This window comes from Agaricicola taiwanensis (genome assembly GCF_014635245.1).
In the GTDB taxonomy this organism is placed as follows: domain Bacteria; phylum Pseudomonadota; class Alphaproteobacteria; order Rhizobiales; family Methylopilaceae; genus Agaricicola; species Agaricicola taiwanensis.
In genome coordinates this window covers 986002-1003216 of record NZ_BMCP01000002.1, presented here as the reverse complement: position 1 = coordinate 1003216, position 17215 = coordinate 986002, and the positions used below count along the sequence as shown (strand labels likewise).

14 protein-coding genes, 1 tRNA gene and 1 pseudogene are annotated in these 17215 nt (G+C 61.3%); 10 read left to right on the top strand and 6 right to left on the bottom strand.

The annotated features are described in order from the left end of the window. Window positions 1-7: 7 nt before the first annotated feature. Genes IEV58_RS12115 through IEV58_RS12095 form a run of 5 tightly spaced genes read left to right on the top strand, consistent with a single transcriptional unit; the run spans window position 8 to window position 4420 of the window. Window positions 8-991, top strand: coding sequence for an NAD(P)H-quinone oxidoreductase (locus IEV58_RS12115; protein ID WP_229729390.1), 984 nt, complete (start codon window positions 8-10; stop codon window positions 989-991). A 14-nt stretch (window positions 992-1005) separates the two neighbouring features. Next, window positions 1006-1893: an amidohydrolase family protein gene (locus tag IEV58_RS12110; protein ID WP_229729389.1), complete on the top strand. Its 888-nt coding sequence runs from the start codon at window positions 1006-1008 to the stop codon at window positions 1891-1893. Between the two features lie 19 nt (window positions 1894-1912). Beyond that, a complete protein-coding gene (locus tag IEV58_RS12105; protein ID WP_188409968.1) occupies window positions 1913-2368 on the top strand; it encodes a tripartite tricarboxylate transporter TctB family protein in 456 nt (151 codons plus the stop codon). A gap of 12 nt (window positions 2369-2380) precedes the next feature. Then, window positions 2381-3880, top strand: coding sequence for a tripartite tricarboxylate transporter permease (locus IEV58_RS12100; protein ID WP_188409967.1), 1500 nt, complete (start codon window positions 2381-2383; stop codon window positions 3878-3880). Window positions 3881-3940: 60 nt separating this feature from the next. Then, a complete protein-coding gene (locus IEV58_RS12095) occupies window positions 3941-4420 on the top strand; it encodes a PaaI family thioesterase (RefSeq protein WP_229729388.1) in 480 nt (159 codons plus the stop codon). Between the two features lie 24 nt (window positions 4421-4444). Here IEV58_RS12095 and IEV58_RS12090 read toward each other — a convergent pair. After that, window positions 4445-4555, bottom strand: a pseudogene (locus IEV58_RS12090) (winged helix-turn-helix domain-containing protein); the annotation flags it as partial. 500 nt (window positions 4556-5055) lie between these two features. Between IEV58_RS12090 and IEV58_RS12080 the strand changes: the two are divergent. The 4 genes from IEV58_RS12080 to IEV58_RS12065 all read left to right on the top strand — a co-directional run bounded on the left by IEV58_RS12080 (window position 5056) and on the right by IEV58_RS12065 (window position 9015). Continuing rightward, window positions 5056-5235, top strand: coding sequence for a YegP family protein (locus tag IEV58_RS12080; protein WP_188409965.1), 180 nt, complete (start codon window positions 5056-5058; stop codon window positions 5233-5235). A gap of 786 nt (window positions 5236-6021) precedes the next feature. Next, on the top strand, window positions 6022-6567 hold the full coding sequence (locus IEV58_RS12075) for a PTS sugar transporter subunit IIA (RefSeq protein ID WP_188409964.1): 546 nt from the start codon (window positions 6022-6024) through the stop codon (window positions 6565-6567). 45 nt (window positions 6568-6612) lie between these two features. After that, window positions 6613-7707, top strand: a complete 1095-nt coding sequence (locus IEV58_RS12070) for a carboxynorspermidine decarboxylase (protein WP_229729387.1) — start codon at window positions 6613-6615, stop codon at window positions 7705-7707. A gap of 42 nt (window positions 7708-7749) precedes the next feature. Continuing rightward, a complete protein-coding gene (locus IEV58_RS12065; protein WP_188409963.1) occupies window positions 7750-9015 on the top strand; it encodes a saccharopine dehydrogenase family protein in 1266 nt (421 codons plus the stop codon). Window positions 9016-9126: 111 nt separating this feature from the next. Here IEV58_RS12065 and IEV58_RS12060 read toward each other — a convergent pair whose 3' ends face one another. The 3 genes from IEV58_RS12060 to IEV58_RS12050 form a co-directional block, all read right to left on the bottom strand. Then, on the bottom strand, window positions 9127-10479 hold the full coding sequence (locus IEV58_RS12060; RefSeq protein WP_188409962.1) for an amidase: 1353 nt from the start codon (window positions 10477-10479) through the stop codon (window positions 9127-9129). Window positions 10480-10670: 191 nt separating this feature from the next. Beyond that, window positions 10671-11624 carry a Bug family tripartite tricarboxylate transporter substrate binding protein gene (locus IEV58_RS12055; RefSeq protein WP_188409961.1) on the bottom strand — a complete coding sequence of 318 codons (954 nt, stop codon included), beginning with the start codon at window positions 11622-11624 and terminating at the stop codon, window positions 10671-10673. 1029 nt (window positions 11625-12653) lie between these two features. Then, window positions 12654-12731, bottom strand: a tRNA-Pro gene (locus IEV58_RS12050). Between the two features lie 111 nt (window positions 12732-12842). Between IEV58_RS12050 and murJ the strand changes: the two genes are divergently transcribed. Next, window positions 12843-14366, top strand: coding sequence for a murein biosynthesis integral membrane protein MurJ (gene murJ / locus IEV58_RS12045; RefSeq protein WP_188409960.1), 1524 nt, complete (start codon window positions 12843-12845; stop codon window positions 14364-14366). Here murJ and IEV58_RS12040 read toward each other — a convergent pair. Together IEV58_RS12040 and IEV58_RS12035 are read right to left on the bottom strand one after the other, a co-directional pair. Continuing rightward, complete coding sequence (locus IEV58_RS12040; RefSeq protein ID WP_188409959.1) at window positions 14317-15606, bottom strand: O-antigen ligase family protein; 1290 nt, start codon at window positions 15604-15606, stop codon at window positions 14317-14319. The two genes, murJ and IEV58_RS12040, sit on opposite strands and share 50 nt — an antisense overlap. Further along, window positions 15603-17117 carry an undecaprenyl-phosphate glucose phosphotransferase gene (locus IEV58_RS12035; protein WP_229729386.1) on the bottom strand — a complete coding sequence of 505 codons (1515 nt, stop codon included), beginning with the start codon at window positions 17115-17117 and terminating at the stop codon, window positions 15603-15605. The genes IEV58_RS12040 and IEV58_RS12035 overlap by 4 nt, the downstream gene beginning before the upstream one ends. Between the last annotated feature and the right edge of the window lie 98 nt (window positions 17118-17215).

Here is a 17215-nt window from a genome sequence, read left to right as displayed (position 1 = left end):
CGCGGCCGTGCAGGACGTTATCGACATCGACGGGTCGGGGCCGGACGGCGCGCTTGTGCTGCGCCAGGCCCCGGTTCCCGAACCGGGCCCAGGGGAAGTGCTCATCGCCATCCATGCGGCCGGTGTGAACCGCGCCGACATAAAGCAGCGGCAGGGGCGCTATCTCATGCCGCCGGGGGCGCCTTCCATTCCCGGGCTCGAAGCGGCCGGCGAGGTTGCTGCCTGCGGCCCGGGTGTTAGTCGCTGGCGGCCCGGCGACAGGGTCTGCGCGCTCCTTCTCGGCGGCGGCTATGCCCAGCATTGCGCTGTGCCGGAGGCGCAATGCCTTCCGGTGCCGAAGGGTCTCTCCATGGTGGAGGCGGCGTCACTGCCGGAAGCGGCCTTCACAAGCTGGCTTGCGCTGATCGAACAGTCATCCATGCAGCCGGGCGAGACGGTTCTGATCCACGGCGGGGCAGGGGGCGTCGGCAGTTTTGCCCTGCAGCTCGCCACGGCCTTCGGGGCGCGCGCGATCGCGTCCGGTGGAAGCGAGGAGAAGCGCCACCTCATCGCTGATCTCGGCGCGGTGCTCGCGCTCAACTATCGCATCACCGACGTCGTGAAGGCGGTTAAGGATTTCACCGGCGGGCGTGGCGTTGACGTCATCCTCAATCAGGTCGGCACCAACTACTTGGCCGCGGATATGGAGATGCTGACGGACAAGGGGCGCCTTTGCATGATCTCCCACGATCATGGCCGGCAGGCCCAGTTCGACTATTTCGACGTGATGTACAAGCGCCTGGTGCTGACCGGGGCGCGGCTGCGCCAGCGCACGACCGCGGAAAAGGCGCATATCGCCCTGCAATTGGAGCGGCGCGTCTGGCCGCTGCTGGAGACCGGCCGGATCAGGCCGTTGGTGACCCAAACCTATCCACTCGCTGAAGCCGCCGAGGCCCATCGCTTCCTGGAAAGCGGGGATGCCGCCGGCAAGATCGTGCTCACCGTTCAATGATCGGGATGAACCTCATGAACACCCATGTGCCGCCCCTGACACCGCCGCCGGATCCGAACCCCAAAACGCCCCGGCTGGTGTGCCCGCCCGGTGCCGTGGACTGCCATATCCACTTGTTCGGTCCGGCCGACCGCTATCCGTTCGATCCCGGCAGCAAATACACGTCGGCAGATGCCCTGCCGGAAACCCACATCGCCATGCAGGATAAATTCGGGTTGAGCATGGCGGTGGTGGTGAGCGGAGGCGGCTATGGCCCGAACACCCGCCACCTCACTGACGTGTTGGAGCGTTTCCCCGACAGGTTTCGGGGTGTGGCCCTGCTCCCCTCCGACGTCACCACCGAGGAGATCGCCCGCCTCGACAGGCTCGGGGTCCGGGGTGCCCGGTTCGTCAGCCCCAATCACGGCGGCCACATGCCAAGACTGTCGGCGGACATGGCCGCGCGCATCGCCGATTTCGGCTGGCATGTGCAGTTCTATCCCCACGGTACGGAACTGGTCGACTATGCGGATGAACTCCTGAAGATGCCGGGCACCATCGTGCTCGATCATTTCGCCTGCATCCCGGCCGAGGGGGGAACGGAGCAGCCCGCCTTCCGCAAGCTGTTGGAAATTCTCGATACCGGCCGTGTCTGGGTGAAGCTCTCCGGCCCCATGCGCTGCTCGCGTCAGGAGCCGCCCTACTCAAACGTGACGCCCATGGCGCGAGCGCTGGTCAGGCACAGTCCGGAGCGCCTCGTTTGGGGGTCGGATTGGCCGCATGTCAATATGACAGGCCGCACCATGCCCAACGACGGCGATCTCATCGACATGCTGCTGGACTGGGTCGAGGACGAGGACGTTCGAAACCGCATTCTCGTGGACAATCCGGCTGAACTTTATGGACTGAACCGCAAGTCATGACGCGGCAGGGGAGCGCCAGATGTTTCAGGTAAAAAGCCCGAAAGACGTGATCGGCGGCGGCTTGCTGGTGGTCTTTGCCCTTCTGCTCGGCGAACAGAGCTTCGTTCTGCCGCTCGGAAGCTCCGCGCGCATGGGTCCCGGCTATTTCCCGCTCGTGCTCTGCGTCGTATTGGCCGCCATGGGCTTGCTCATCGCGGTCAGGGGCTTCCGTTTCGAAGGGGAGATATACGGTCACATCGCGTGGCGCGGCATGGGGCTGGTTCTGATTGCGGTACTGTTCTTTGCCTTCACACTCCGACCCCTGGGCCTCATTCCGGCTCTGGCTGGCACCGGCCTTCTCGCCACCCTTGCCAGCAGACGGTTTCACCTCAAAACGGCTGTGCTGCTGGTCGCGGCTCTCGTCTTATTCTCCTGGGCGGTCTTTGTGGAGGGGCTCGGACTTCCCTTCGTCCTGTTCGGTTCCTGGTTCGGGTAAGGGAGGCGCGCAGTGGAGATCTTCACAGGCATCGAACTTGGCTTTGCAACCGCCCTGTCGTTTCAGAACCTGATCTACTGTTTCGTCGGTGCATTGCTTGGCACCATGATCGGCGTTCTGCCGGGGCTCGGGCCGGTCGCAACGATCGCCCTGCTTCTGCCGCTGACTTTCGCGCTGCCGCCCATTCCGGCGTTGATCATGCTCGCCGGCATATACTATGGCGCGCAGTACGGCGGTTCGACCACCGCCATCCTGATCAATGTCCCGGGTGAATCCTCCTCCGTGGTGACGGCGCTCGACGGATATCAGATGGCCCGCAGGGGCAGAGCAGGAGCGGCGCTCGCCATCGCCGCTCTGGGCTCGTTCTTCGCCGGCACCGTCGCGACCTTCCTCCTCGCGCTCTTCGCGCCGCCTCTGGCCGAGATCGCGCTTACCTTTGGACCAGCGGAATATTTCTCGCTGATGGTGGTCGGATTGATTGCCTCGGTGACATTGGCCTCCGGATCGGTTCTGAAGGCGCTGGCCATGGTGGTCCTGGGGCTGCTGCTCGGCCTGACCGGACAGGACATCTATTCCGGCATGCCGCGTCTGACCTTTGGCAGCGCCAGCCTGATCGACGGCTATGAGTTCGTCGCGGTCGCCATGGGGATCTTCGGGCTCGGCGAGATCATCCGCAATCTGGAAGACGAGAGCCGTCCGCCGATGAAGGTGGGAACGTTCAGCAGTCTTGCTCCCTCACGCGAGGAAGTTCGCCGCAGCATCAAACCGGTGCTGCGGGGCACGGTGCTGGGCTCGCTTCTGGGCATCCTGCCGGGAGGTGGAGCGCTTCTGTCCTCCTTTGCCTCCTACTCCATGGAGAAGAAGCTCTCGAAACATCCGGAAGAGTTCGGCCGCGGCGCAGTCGAAGGCGTCGCGGGACCGGAGAGCGCCAACAACGCGGGGGCGCAGACCTCGTTCATTCCCATGCTGACGCTTGGCATTCCCTCCAACCCTGTCATGGCGCTGATGATCGGTGCCATGATCATTCAAGGCATCACGCCGGGCCCCGACATCATCACCAGCCAGCCCGATCTCTTCTGGGGGCTGATCGCCTCCATGTGGATCGGCAATTTCATGCTGGTTTTGCTCAACCTGCCGCTGATCGGCATGTGGGTCCGGCTGGTGACGGTGCCCTATCATCTCTTGTTCCCCATCATCGTGATGGTCTGTTGCATCGGCGTCTACAGCGCCGAGAACAATGTCGCCAATGTCACCACAATGGCGGTCTTCGGCGCCGCGGGCTATCTCCTGGCTAAGCTGGATTTCGAACCGGCGCCGTTCCTCCTGGGCTTCGTCATAGGCCCGATGGTCGAGGAATATCTGCGGCGGGCCATGCTGCTCTCGGAAGGGGACCCGACGGTTTTCATCACAAGACCGATTTCCGCGGGGCTCCTGATGATTGCTGCCATTGCCCTCGTGGTAGTTGCATTGCCCTCGATCAATTCGGTACGCGACGTGGTATTCCGCGAATAGCGGGAGCTCGCGGGTATATCTCGATGGGCACGATGTTTCTTGACGGCGAAGGATGCTGATGTGAGCAGAGCGATAGAGAAGGATGACGGCTTGTCGGGGGTGGAAGGCGCCACGATTGATCCTGCGGCCTCGGGCTGGGAAATGGTCGCCGACGACGGCTTTATCGCTCTGGTCGGCCCGGTGTGGCAAAAGCGGGATGAGAATGAGCTGATCCGTTATGCCTTTCTCGCCGAGGCCAAGCACAAGAACCTGCGTGGCGTCGTACAAGGCGGCATGATCATGACCTTCGCCGATCGCGCCATGGGAATGACAGCGCGCCAGCAGAACCAGAATCGGCCTCAGGCGACGGTCCAGCTCGATGTGCACTTTGTGGATGCGGTGCGGATCGGTGATTTTGTTGAGGCGCACGCCCAGCTTGTCCGCAAGACGCGATCGCTTCTGTTCATGCGGGCAGACCTCATGGTGGGCTCGCGCGTGGTGGCCACCGCCAACGGCGTATGGAAGACGCTCGAGCGAGCGGAAAAGCCGGCTGGGGAATAGCCCTCCGCCTTGGCGAAAGGCCGTCTAATCGCTGCAAACGCGGTAGCCGATGCCGGGTTCGGTCAAGAGGAGCCTCGGGTTTGCCGGATCATCCTCCAGCTTGGCACGCAACTGGCCGATGTAGACCCGCAGGTATTAGGTATCGTTGAGGACGCCTCAGAAGGACTTACGCTTCAAAAGCAAGGCCACGAGATAGACGCCGAGCGCCAGCGCCACAGCGCCGCCAAGGATGAGGTCCAGCATCATGGGATCAGGCTCGCGTGGCGAGATGGGCGTAGAGACTGAAGAGCGCGAAAGCCGCGCAGCCAGTCAGAAGATAGACAGCATCAAGCATAGTGACGGCTCCAAAGAGGGCGTCACGGCAAGCTAGTCATCAAGGCATAAGGGCTCGATAGAGAATCCGGCGGAAGAGCATAAGGGCAACGTAAAGATGCCGACGCCTTTCAGGTCCAGGCTCGTCGGATCGAGAGATCTCCACTCTTTCCTCAACCACATTCTCTGATTTTCGATAAGACTCGGTTGGCCTTCGAAAAGCGGCATGGCAGCCTGCGAATCGCGTGCCGTCGGGCACGGCGGGGGCCGCCGGTGCAGCCGGCAACAGCGTTGCGCCGGCTCCACTCATGGATGGAGGCTATATGTATTCGTTCGAACTCTTCAAAGACAAGACAGGCGGTTTCCGTTTTCGGTTCCGCGCATCAAACGGCGAAGTAATGTTCAGTTCCGAATCCTACAAGGCGAAGGCTTCCGCAGTTAACGCCATCGAATCAATCAAGAAGAACGCGCCAGGCGCCACCGTTAAGGACGGCAACGACTAGTTCTTCCGTGCCCACGCCCGCAACAATGCGTGGGCACGAAACCTCCCTGAACAAAAAGATAAACGGCCTCAGCTGCGAGGAAGCTGCGCGCCACATCGCCATGGGGCCGACTGAACTTGAATGTGTAACTTTATTCAGGTAGGTTGCGAACCATGTGTCTGGAAACTTTTATCAGGACTTCGAGGCTTGCCGGAAAAGGTCGGGACTTTTCCCGGGGCGGGCACCTGAATCCTGAAATCCGCACGTAATACCTGCTCCGGGACAGTTCAGAACATCGCGGTTCATTTTCTGCGGCGCGTGAGTTGCCGTATCGATGGAGCGTAAGAATGAGAACTCCCCGTACAAGGCGCATTTGCCTTTCCTGCAATCGGACGCTGCCGGCTGCCGCCATTCGGTGCCTGTGGTGCGCTGAATCCCAAACACTTCCTTTAGGTTCGGCATGGGTGTCGAGCCAGCGTCCCCATCTCCAAACCGGGAATGGCGCGCGGGAGCCGCGGTCATGAGTATTTCGGTGCAGCAGGTTCGCCTTGTTCTCCAACAGATCGTGAAATCTTCGGGACGCTCTCCTGACGGATCAACGTTGCGCGGAGGGCACTCGTCGATTGGTCGGTCCGGAACGGCTGCCAAGGAAAGTCGCCCCGAATCAAGCGTCTGATCGGGACGTGATCCCGATCCGGCCTCGCGCGGGGCTAGGCCCCTGCGCCTTGTTTTCTTCCACCCGCGACAGCCGACGGAGCCCTCCTCAACGGAGTTGCCGATCGAATTGCACGATCCCCGGAGCAGACGATGGACATCCTTCAGTTCCTGCACAAGGACGACATCTTGTTGAGAATACCGGCCAAAGGAATTCGGTCGGCGCTATCACGGATTTCTGGCCACCTCGAAGAGAGGACTGGCAAAAGCCAAGAGGAGATACTGGCAGCACTGATCGCGCGCGAGGCGCTGGGACCCACAGGCATCGGACGTGGCGTAGCAGTGCCGCACGGACGTCTTGAGAGGCTGTCGGCTCCTGCGGCAATACTGGCGACCTTGGAGCGGCCTGTGAGCTATGAAGCTCCGGATCTGGTTCCGGTAGATCTCCTGCTGGTCTTGATCTGGCCGAAGTCCAGCATGGCTGGCTCTCTTTCCGCCCTTACTCATTTCTGCCGACTGCTGCGCCAGTCTGAACTGCGGGATCGATTGCGGTCGAGCAAGGATCCGGCCGAAGCGCACGCCTGGCTGAAGCTGTGTGAGAGGCGGACCCTAACCGGGCTCGAGAGGACCGGAGAAGAGCCGTTAAGCATCCGTGATCCCCGTCGGGAGGCTCTCTCATGTTCGATCCCGGAACCCTGAAGCGAGCGTGCCTCGCAGTCTCACGCGCCCAAGCAAGGAAAGCTGATGCAGACGCCGTATTACCTCATCGATAAGTCGAAACTGGCCCGCAACCTCCAAAAGATCGCGTTCCTGCGCGAGAGATCGGGTGCGAAGGCGCTGCTGGCTCTCAAATGCTTCGCCACATGGTCACTGTTCGATTTCATCCGCCCCTACATGGACGGCACCACGTCGTCGTCGCTCAACGAAGTCCGGCTTGGGAAGACACGGTTCGGCGGCGAGACCCACGGCTACAGCGTCGCTTGGGCCGACGACGAAATCGATGAGGCAGTGACGCATGCCGACAAGATCATCTTCAATTCGATCAGCCAACTGAGCCGCTTCGGCGCTCGCGCAGGAGGCATCTCCTGCGGCCTTAGGCTCAATCCGGAGATCAGCTCTTCCAGCTTTGACCTAGCCGATCCCGTTCGGCCGTTCAGCCGCCTCGGCGAACGAGATGTCGGCAGGGTTGAAGCGGTACTGGATCGGATCGACGGTTTCATGATCCACAACAACTGCGAAAATGCGGATTTCAGGTTGTTCTCGGACATGCTGGGCGCGATCGAAACCCGGTTCGGCGAACTCCTCCATTACGTCGACTGGGTAAGCCTGGGCGGCGGCATTCACTTCACGGCCGACGGTTATCCGCTCGACGCGCTGGCCGAACGCCTCCGGGCCTTCTCCGACCGCTTCGGCGTGCAGGTTTACCTCGAGCCGGGCGAGGCCGCGGTCACGGGTGCTGCAACGCTTGAGGTCAGCGTCCTCGACACGATGTTCAACGAGAGGAATCTGGCGGTCGTGGATGCCTCGACCGAGGCCCACATGCTGGACCTCCTCATTTACCGCGAGCAAGCCTCCGTGGCCCCCGGCACTGGTCCGCACGAGTACATGGTCTGCGGGAAGTCGTGCCTGGCGGGCGACGTGTTCGGCACCTTCCGCTTCGACCGCCCGCTGGAGGTGGGCGACCGCATCTCGATCCAGGATGCTGCGGGATACACCATGGTGAAGAAGAACTGGTTCAACGGCGTGCGGATGCCCGCCATCGCGATCCGCGAGCTCGACGGCTCGGTGCGGACGGTCCGCGAGTTCGATTACGCGGACTACGAAGCGAGCCTTTCCTAAGGTCTCGCTGACAGCCCAAAAAGAAGGAGAACCTCCCCCGAAATGAAGAAGCACGTCCTCATCATTGGCGCTGGCGGCGTCGCAAACGTGGTCGCGCATAAGTGCGCGCAGAACAACGACGTCCTTGGCGACATTCATGTCGCTTCGCGCACTCTGGGTAAGTGCGAGGCCATCGTCGCCTCCGTTGTTCGGAAGACAGCTCTGAAGACCGCTGGAAAACTTCAGGCGCATGCGCTCGACGCAACCGATCTTGAAGCCACAAAGGCGCTGATAGAGAGGACGGGTGCGCGGATCGTGATCAATGTCGGATCGGCATTCCTGAACATGTCGGTGCTATCGGCCTGCATCGCCACGGGCGCGGCGTACATCGACACCGCGATCCACGAGGACCCGCTCAAGATCTGCGAGACGCCTCCGTGGTACGCGAACTATGAATGGAAGCGGCGCGAGGAGTGCAGGCAGCGCAAGGTCACCGCGATACTGGGCGCGGGGTTTGATCCCGGGGTCGTGAATGCCTATGCCAGGCTCGCGTTTGACGAATATTTCGATCGGGTCGATTCAATCGATATCATCGATATCAACGCAGGATGCCACGGCAGATACTTCGCCACCAATTTTGATCCGGAGATCAACTTCCGCGAGTTCACCGGGCAAGTCTGGTCCTGGCAAGACCGAAGGTGGGTGTCCAACAAGATGTTCGAGGTCGGCCGGGAATGGGACCTGCCTGTCGTGGGCAGGCAGAAAGCGTACCTCACAGGTCATGACGAGGTACATTCCCTGTCACAGATCCTCAAAGTGCCAAACGTCCGCTTCTGGATGGGATTTGGTGACCACTACATCAACGTGTTCACGGTTCTGAAGAACCTCGGATTGCTGTCGGAGCAGCCGATCAAGACAGCGGAAGGCGTCGAGGTGGTTCCGCTGAAGGTCGTGAAGGCAGTGCTGCCCGATCCGTCATCCCTTGCACCCAGCTATACGGGACTGACCTGTATCGGCGACCTCATCAAGGGAGTGAAAGACGGCCGTGAGTGCGAGGTGTTCATTTACAATCTGGCCGATCACCGCGAAGCCTTCGAGGACGTCGGCAGTCAAGGCATCTCTTACACGGCAGGTGTTCCGGCAGCCGCGGCAGCCATGCTCATAGCCCGAGGAGATTGGGACGTCGGAGAGATGACGCACGTGGAGGAGCTGCCCCCACTGCCTTTCCTCCAGCTGTTGGACCGCATGGGTCTTCCGAGCCGGATCCGCCAAGGCAAGATTGATCAGGAACTGTTGGACGCGCGCTCGGAGCGGCTCCTCACGGAATAAGCGGTGTGATGAACGCCATTGCGGTGAATGCGTCAGTTCCACGGATGACGAGGTGCTCTCGACGGCTAAGGAGGCGAGAGCACCTCATTTTGGCGGCGCGGGAACCAAGCTTCAGCGCCTCAAGTCGATGCCCCATTTGGCAACGGGATCACCTAACGCTTGCTCCAGCCAGTGTCCCACTGCAAGCAGCCGTCTTTCGCTCAGAGGCGGTCCCACCAACTGAATTGCAATGGGGAGGCCCTCACGTGTCATTCCCACAGGAACCACGAGAGAGGGAAATCCGGTTGCGTTCGAAATCGGATTGAAAGGTGCCGTGATCGCGCGCAAGGGGAGCGACCTGCCGTCGACTTCGATTGTGGCGGATCCATGCGGGATGGTTCCTCCGAGATTCGCCGGCAGGAGGACGACGTCCATTCGGTCGAACAACAGCTGCCATTCTCGCCTTGCTGCCGCTTGAATTCCCTTCGCCCGGAGGTACTCAGGCGCGGAGATCTGTTTGCCAGCCAGTGCCCGTTCCCTGAAGCCGGCCCCGTAGTCCGCTTCCTGATCGGCAAATTGCTCGTGGTAGGGCCATAGCTGTGTGGGAAGCAGCACTTGGCGAACTGCATCAACGACTTCTGTGACCCGTTCCAACGCGAATTCGACCGGCTGCAAGCCGCTTTCAATGAGAATGTCTCGAGCATTGTCGATGAGATCAAGCGCCTCCCTGAAGCCGAACCGGAACACCTCGTTTGTCGGGAGACCAAGCCGCAGACCGCGGACGTCAGTGCGGAGAGCTGACATGTAGTCATCCGCATGCTCACGCAGAGAATAGGGATCCTCCGCGTCCCAACCTGCGATGGTTGCCAAACTGGCGGCAACATCGGCAACGGAGCGCCCCAGCGGTCCCACGTGGTCCAGCCCCGGGCTGAGAGGGATGACGCCTCGTACCGGCACAAGGCCATACGTCGGCTTGAGCCCAACCACCCCGCACACCGACGCGGGGTGGCGTATGGATCCCCCCGTATCGGTGCCCAGCGAAACAACCCCCAGACCAGCCGCTGTCGCGGATCCAGAGCCGCTCGACGAGGAGCCGCTCTGGTAACCCATCTTTCGTGGGTTCTGCACAAATCCGAACGAACCGCCTGGGTCGGGGTCACCAAGCGCAAACTCGTGCAGATTAACCTTCCCCAGGACGATTGCACCCGCCGCACGAAGCCGCCGAACGGCAGTCGAATCCTCATCGTCAAGCGGCGCATTGTTCAGGATTTTCGACGCCGCGCCGGTTCGGCTCCCTTTCACCCGGATGATGTCTTTAACGGACACCGGAATCCCGTGCATCGGTCCGAGGTCGATCTCTGCGCGCAGTTGTGTCTCGGCGGCTTGGGCAGCAGCCATGGCAGATTCTGCCAATACACTCACATAAGCGTTCAACTCGGGGTTCAAACGCTCGATCCGTTCAAGCGTCGCCCGTGTAACCTCCACGGGTGACGCCTCACGGCTCCTATAGAGCCGTCCCAGTTCAGTCACGCCTAGAGCGCAAAGATCAGCGCTTGCCATGGCCATCCCAACACCTTTTGTTGTGAATTATAAGTCTGGAGAGGCAGCGAGGGAGCTGCAGATGCGTGGCATTCTCCGGCGCCCCCCGATTGGTGTGCGCGGTTCTGCTGGGGTGTCTACTGGACAGCCATGTTGGCCTGTTTGGCAATCTTCTGCCATTTCTCCGATTCGCTCTTTACGAAGTCCTTGAGTTCTTGGACCTCCATGGGATCGGGGTAGGCACCATCCTGCGCAAAGAACGCTTTCGTGCCGTCGCTCTCCAGTATGGCGTTGATGTCTGCGTTGATCTTTTCGATCACGGCGTCGGGCGTCTTCTTGGGAGCAAATATCGCCCACCACTGCTGCACGTCCATTCCCTGGAGGCCAGCCTCGGCGAAGGTCGGTGTGTCCGGCAGGGCGTCCGAGCGCTTGTCACCCGTTACGGCTATCGCGGTCAGCTTGCCGGCGCGGATCTGCTGCATGAGCTGTGTGAGGCTTCCGAAGTACATGTCGACGTGACCGCCGATAAGATCGATCATCGCGTCAGTTCCGCCCTTGTAGTTGACGGTCTCCAGCTTGATGCCGGCAGATTCCATGAGCAGCACGGATGCAAAATGATCGATTGCGCCTACACCCGTGGTGCCGGAATGAAGCGTTTTGGAGCGGGCGATTTCCAGGAATTCCTTGACTGATTTCGCCGGAACCGATGGGCCGACTGCGAGAACCATCGGAACTTGTCCGAGCATGGCAACCGGAGTGAAATCCGCGTCCAGATCATAGGGCAGGTTTGCTTGAACCGATTCAATCATCGTGATGGTCACCGGACCCACCATCAGGGTGTGCCCGTCGGGAGCGGCTTGCGACACATGGGCAGCACCGATGGCGCCGCCTGCACCCGGACGGTTCTCGACGATGACCGGCTGCCCCCATGTGTCCTTGAGCCCATCTGCGATGTGACGCCCGACCTTGTCGTTCGAGCCGCCCGGTGTGTAGCCGACGACAACGGTGACGACCTTTTCCGGAAATTGTGCTGATGCGGCGGTGGCAGTTAGTGCCAATATGGCGGCTGCGGCATAGCTGATAATGCGCATTCGTTCCTCCCTACATTGAGCAGCACTTCGAAGTTTCTTGTTTGCGGCCGATGCGCATCATCTCCTTGCACTCTGTTGCAGCGGAGGGACTCTGGTGCGCCGGCGGAGCAGTTCGATCCATGTCGTACTGTGCACAGTCGGCAGAGATTCAAAAGCTATCGGCAAAGCAACTTTGAAGTCAAACAACCTTCTGCCGCCGTGAAGGTTATGCGGAAGTGCGAGGGCCCGGCTCCATGCGTGAGGAGGGCTGTGTGGAGACACCTTCGTGCCGGACAGCAGCCTGTCAGGCTCTGTGGCATTGAGGCAAAGGCACCACAGGGCGGAACGCGCATCAACGCGAGCCCTGACGCGCATGATCATGGGAAAGCAGGATCGATGTGTGCCCTTCGGTCAAGGCAGCCTCTGTACGTACAGCGGCGAGCGTATCAACGCGCATCGCTTCATCGGTGGGAAGGACATGCAACAGAGATGGGGCAAGCGAAGGACTGGTATCGCTTTTCCGGCGGCTATTACCGCCGAGCTGCGGAATGCTGCCTTGGCAGCCTGGCTATTTCCGACAGCCGGCCACACACGAACTATGGCTCTGCGTGCAGCTATTTCTGCAACTGGCAGCCGCGTTGCTTCCCATTCCATGCTGGGAAATGCAGCTGTTGGCGCAGGATTCCCGCCGCACATCGCAGTTGTGGGCGCAGTGCATCACGTCTGCTTGCGCCACAACAAGGGGAGTCATGTTGACGACCTGCGAGACACTCTGGCCAGTGCATCCGGTGAATGCGCTTGATCCCTCGGAATGACCGAGGGCGGTCGATGAAAGAAACATGAGCAAGACACATGCGATCCGCAACATCACGGTCACCATCGGTTGCATGTCTGATACGGAACCATAGTAGTTCAGAATTTGAGATCGGCTCTGCGCCAGATCAATTCGGTGGTTCATTCGCAGGAAAAGTGACCGCCGCGGCCACGGACCTGGACTTCCCCACGCTCGTGCTAGCCGGTTGTTAATTCTAGCAACATCGAGAAGTTGAATGGTCGGAGCGGCGGGATTTGAACCCACGACCCCTAGTCCCCCAGACTAGTGCGCTAACCGGGCTGCGCCACGCTCCGACTTGGGCGCCCTTATAGAAGCAGATTTCGCTCCGCGCAACGCATCCGTGGCATCTCTTCCGTGAACAAGTTAAACCGCGTCCGGTGAAGGATCCGGAGGACGAATCGCCGATGTGGAGAAAAGTGGCTTCGGTCGGCGGGCTGACCCTCGTCTCGCGCGTCTTCGGTTTTGCCCGCGATGTGCTTATGGCCGCGGTTCTCGGAGCAGGGCCTCTGGGCGATGCCTTCATGGTGGCCTTCCGTCTGCCCAACCATTTCCGGGCCATTTTCGCGGAAGGCGCCTTCAATGCCGCCTTCGTGCCGCGCTATGCCGGAACGCTGGCCGCCTCCGGCCCCGAAGCGGCGAAACGCTTTGCGAGCGGTATTCTGGGATGGACGCTGCTGGTCCATGCGATCCTGCTGGTGACAGCCTTCGCCGCCATGCCTTGGCTGGTCGGCCTTCTGGCGCCGGGTTTCACCGATGACGCCGGACAGTTCGCCCAGACGGTGGAACTGACGCGCATCACCTTTCCCTATCTGGTGCTGATCTCCATCGTCACGCTCATCTCCGGCATGCTCAACGCCCATGAGCGTTTTGCCGCCGCTGCCGCCGCGCCCATCCTTCTCAACATCTGCCTGATCGGCGCACTCCTGCTGGCCCCCTGGTTTCCCGACGCGGCCTATGCGCTCGCCTGGGGTGTGCTGGCGGCAGGCTTTGCCGAGCTTGCCTTCGTGCTGTGGGATCTGAGGCGAGCCAACATCGGTCTTGGCCTGCGCAAGCCATCGGTCGAGCCGGAGACACGCGATTTCCTGAAGGGCTTCCTTCCGGCAACGCTTGGTTCGGCAGGCACGCAGATCGCCATGTTCGCCGACACCATCATTGCCTCCTTCCTGCCGTCAGGATCGGTGTCCTTCCTCTATTACGCCGACAGGCTCTATCAGCTTCCCGTGGCCATCATCGGCATCGCCATCGGCACGGTCCTCCTGCCGGACCTTGCCCGCCGTCTCGCCTCCGGCGACCACACGGGAGCCAACAGAAGCTTCAACCGCGCCATCGAGGGCAGCATCATCCTGGGGTTGCCCTTCGTCATTGTCTTCGCTCTGGAGGCCACGGCGGTCATAGCGGTGATGTTCGGCCGCGGCGCCTTCGACGCCCGTGCCGTCGAGGGCTCCGCTGCCGCTCTTGCCGCCTATGCCGTGGGCCTCATCGCGGTCCTGATGCTGCGCCCGGTCACCGCGTCCTTCTATGCGCGCCGGGATACACTGACGCCAGTGCTCGCGCTTGGGATCGCGACTGCCGTCAACGTAGGTCTCAAGATCCTGCTGGTCGGCAGCATGGCCCACGCGGGTCTGGCGCTCGCAACCTCCGTCGGAGCCTGGATCAATCTGCTGGTGCTCTTCGTCATCCTGATGGTGCGCGGGCACATCGTTCCCGATCGCAGGCTGATCGCCTTCACCTGCATCGCCGTGGCCGCGGCCGTCGCCATGGCAGCGGTTCTGTGGGGTCTGAGGCCGATGGTGGCGGGGCTTCCCGATCTTCTTCCCGTATTTCCGGGTCTGCTGCCGCTTGGGCTGCGGGGGGCTGCCGCGGCGTCCGCCTATCTCGTCATCCTCGGTATCGCATGGCGCCTGCTGGCACGACGGCTCCCCGGCTGACGCCTTTCGCCCGGCGTTCGTGCATCAAAACGGCGGCAATGAAGCCCCAGTTGATACCGAGCAGCATGAAGAAGTGGCGCCAGTGGTCGGTATCAATGATGAAGCCGAGCACCGTCATCACCATGAAGGTCGCCATGGTGGCGCAGAACGGCCGCTGGAAAGGGCTGGGCTTGAAGAGCTGCCTGAGCCCGCTGATCCAGGTGATGACGATGAGGGTGGCATAGGAAAAGCCACCCAGCCAACCATAGGCGGCAAAGGCGTTCAGATAGACATTGTGCGGATCGCCGCCAAAGCGGATGCCGAAGGCATAGGGGCCGAGCCCCGCCGGTTTTTCCAGAAGGATCGGAATGCTGGTCGCCTGATTGTCGAACCGCCCACCTTCTTCCAGGTCATATTGCTGCCCGAGCTTTGCCCGCGTCTCGAACAATTCGCCAACGGCCGGAACGGTGAGAAGTGCCGAAAGCGCAACCACGCAGACGACGGCCCCCACGGCTGACAGCAGCAGGATGCGCAGCCGCAGTATCGGCGAGGGCAGTGTCACCATTAGAAAGAAGATCATCAGCACGGTGGAGGCGACGAAGTGGGCCCAGGCGCCGCGCGAAAAGGTCAGGAACAGGCCGATCAGGATGATGCCGAGCGGTATCACTCTCCACGCCTTCGTCAGTGATTTGCCGAGCAGGATATCCTGCAGCAAAAGAAGCGCGGGCAGAATGAGGAAGGGGCCAAAAACGTTGGGATCCTTGAAAGAGCCCTTGGCGCGTCCATAGAGCGTGAAAGCATCCGCCAGGCCGGCAACGTCGAAATAGCCGACGATGGCCATCAGGGAGGAGGCGACCGCCGCCAGGATGTAGCCTGCCCGCAGATAGGTGAAACGTTCCAGCGTCCGATCGGCGAGGCAGGCCGCGAAAAAGATGGCGTTCACACCCATGAAGATGGAGACGATGACGTAAGTCAGCGTCTTCTCTTCCCCGAAGACCTCGAGAAGGGCGATAGCGCCGCCGATGTTGAACAGCGTCAAAAGGATGAGAAGGGGGATGTGTGCCTGATGGAACCTCAGGCCTGCCAGCACGAAGACGAGCAGAGCCGGGATCATCATGAACTCATAAGGCGACGGCTCCACCATGACATAGAAGCCGCTGAAGGCCAGCAGACCGAGCGTGAAGCAGGCCAGCCGCTCCAGCGAAATCCGTAAGGGGACGGCCGCGCCGGATGGAAGGGTGCTCAGGTCGATCCGGCTCAATAGGCATTCTCTGTCGAGACGAGTGAGAGCGGCGTCATCGCCAGGATCTTGAGATCGAAGAACACCGACCAGTTCTCGATATAGTAGAGATCATGGGCAACGCGTTGCTGGATCTTCTCTTCCGTGTCGGTCTCGCCGCGCCAGCCGTTGATCTGGGCCCAGCCGGTGATGCCGGGCTTGACCTTATGGCGGGCGAAATAGCCGTCGACCACGTCATTGTAGAGCCGGTCGACGGCCTTGGCGTGGATCGCGTGGGGGCGCGGCCCGACCAGTGAGAGGTTGCCTTTGAACACCACGTTGAAGAGCTGCGGCAGCTCGTCGATGGAGGTTTTGCGGATGAAGCGGCCCACGGGCGTCACGCGCGGATCATCCTTGGTCACGAGCTTGGACGCCGTTGCATCGCACTGATCGATGTACATCGAACGGAACTTGAAGACCTCGATCAGCTCGTTGTTGAAGCCGTACCGCCGTTGCCGGAACAACACCGGTCCGTTCGAGGTGAGCTTGATGGCGATGGCCGTCACCAGGAAGATCGGAGAAAGGGCGAGAAGCGCCAGACCGCCGACGATCCGGTCGAACAGCCATTTCTGCACGATGTCCCAGTCGGCGATCGGACGGTCCAGCACATCCAGCACGGGAACCGAGCCGAGATAGGAGTAGGAGCGCGGCCGGAACTGAAGCTTGTTGGTGTGAGCGGACAGCCGGATGTCCACCGGCAGGACCCAGAGCTTCTTCAGCATCTGGAGGATCCGGCCCTCCGCCGTGATCGGCAGGGTGAAGATCACGAGATCAAGCTTTGTCCGCCGCGCGAAGGTGACGAGATCCTCCACGGTGCCGAGCTTGGCATGCCCCGCGACGCTGTCGGGAGAGCGGATGTCGCTGCGGTCGTCGAACACACCGCAGATGGTGACATCACCCACCGCACGTGCCTCAAGTTCCCGGATCAGCTTCTCGCCCGCCTCACCGCCGCCGACGATGGCTGTCCGGCGTGCGAGGCGGCCGGCGGAGCTCCAGGCCTTGACGAGGTGGTGGGTGGAAAGGCGGAAGAGGACCAGCACCACAGCCAGGATGGCCAGCCAGCGTTCCAGCCAGCCGATGTTTTCGACCGTGAGCACCGACCCCATGGCGAAGGATGCGATAAGCAACCCGCAGACCATGGCAACGACCGCCATGACACGCAGAAGCTGAACGCCCCGCTGGCGGAAGAGGGGAACGGAAAACAGGTGAGCGGCCTCGCCCAGCAATACGTAGACCAGGGCGACGATCGGCGGGACGGCCATCTTCAGCCAACTCTCGCCCACCAGGAGATTTGGCAAGAGCCCGATAAGGCCGGTGGTAACGATCAGGGCAGCTTCGGCAAGGCGGACGACGCCGGCTAGAACCACCGGAGAAGTGGTCTTCGTTGCCGGTGTGCCGGGCAGAGGAGAAATCTCTATCGCAGGCGGTCCGGCGTCTGCGGGTGTCGGTCCCGCATCCATCGGCAATGCGTCGCGGGTAGAAAGGCCGAACATCTAAAGCGTATCCTCACCGGGTCGGTTTTGGCCCCGGGTCGACCCTTAGGAGAAAATGCTCACAGAAGGCTTAATCCGATCGTCGAAAAACCGGTCTA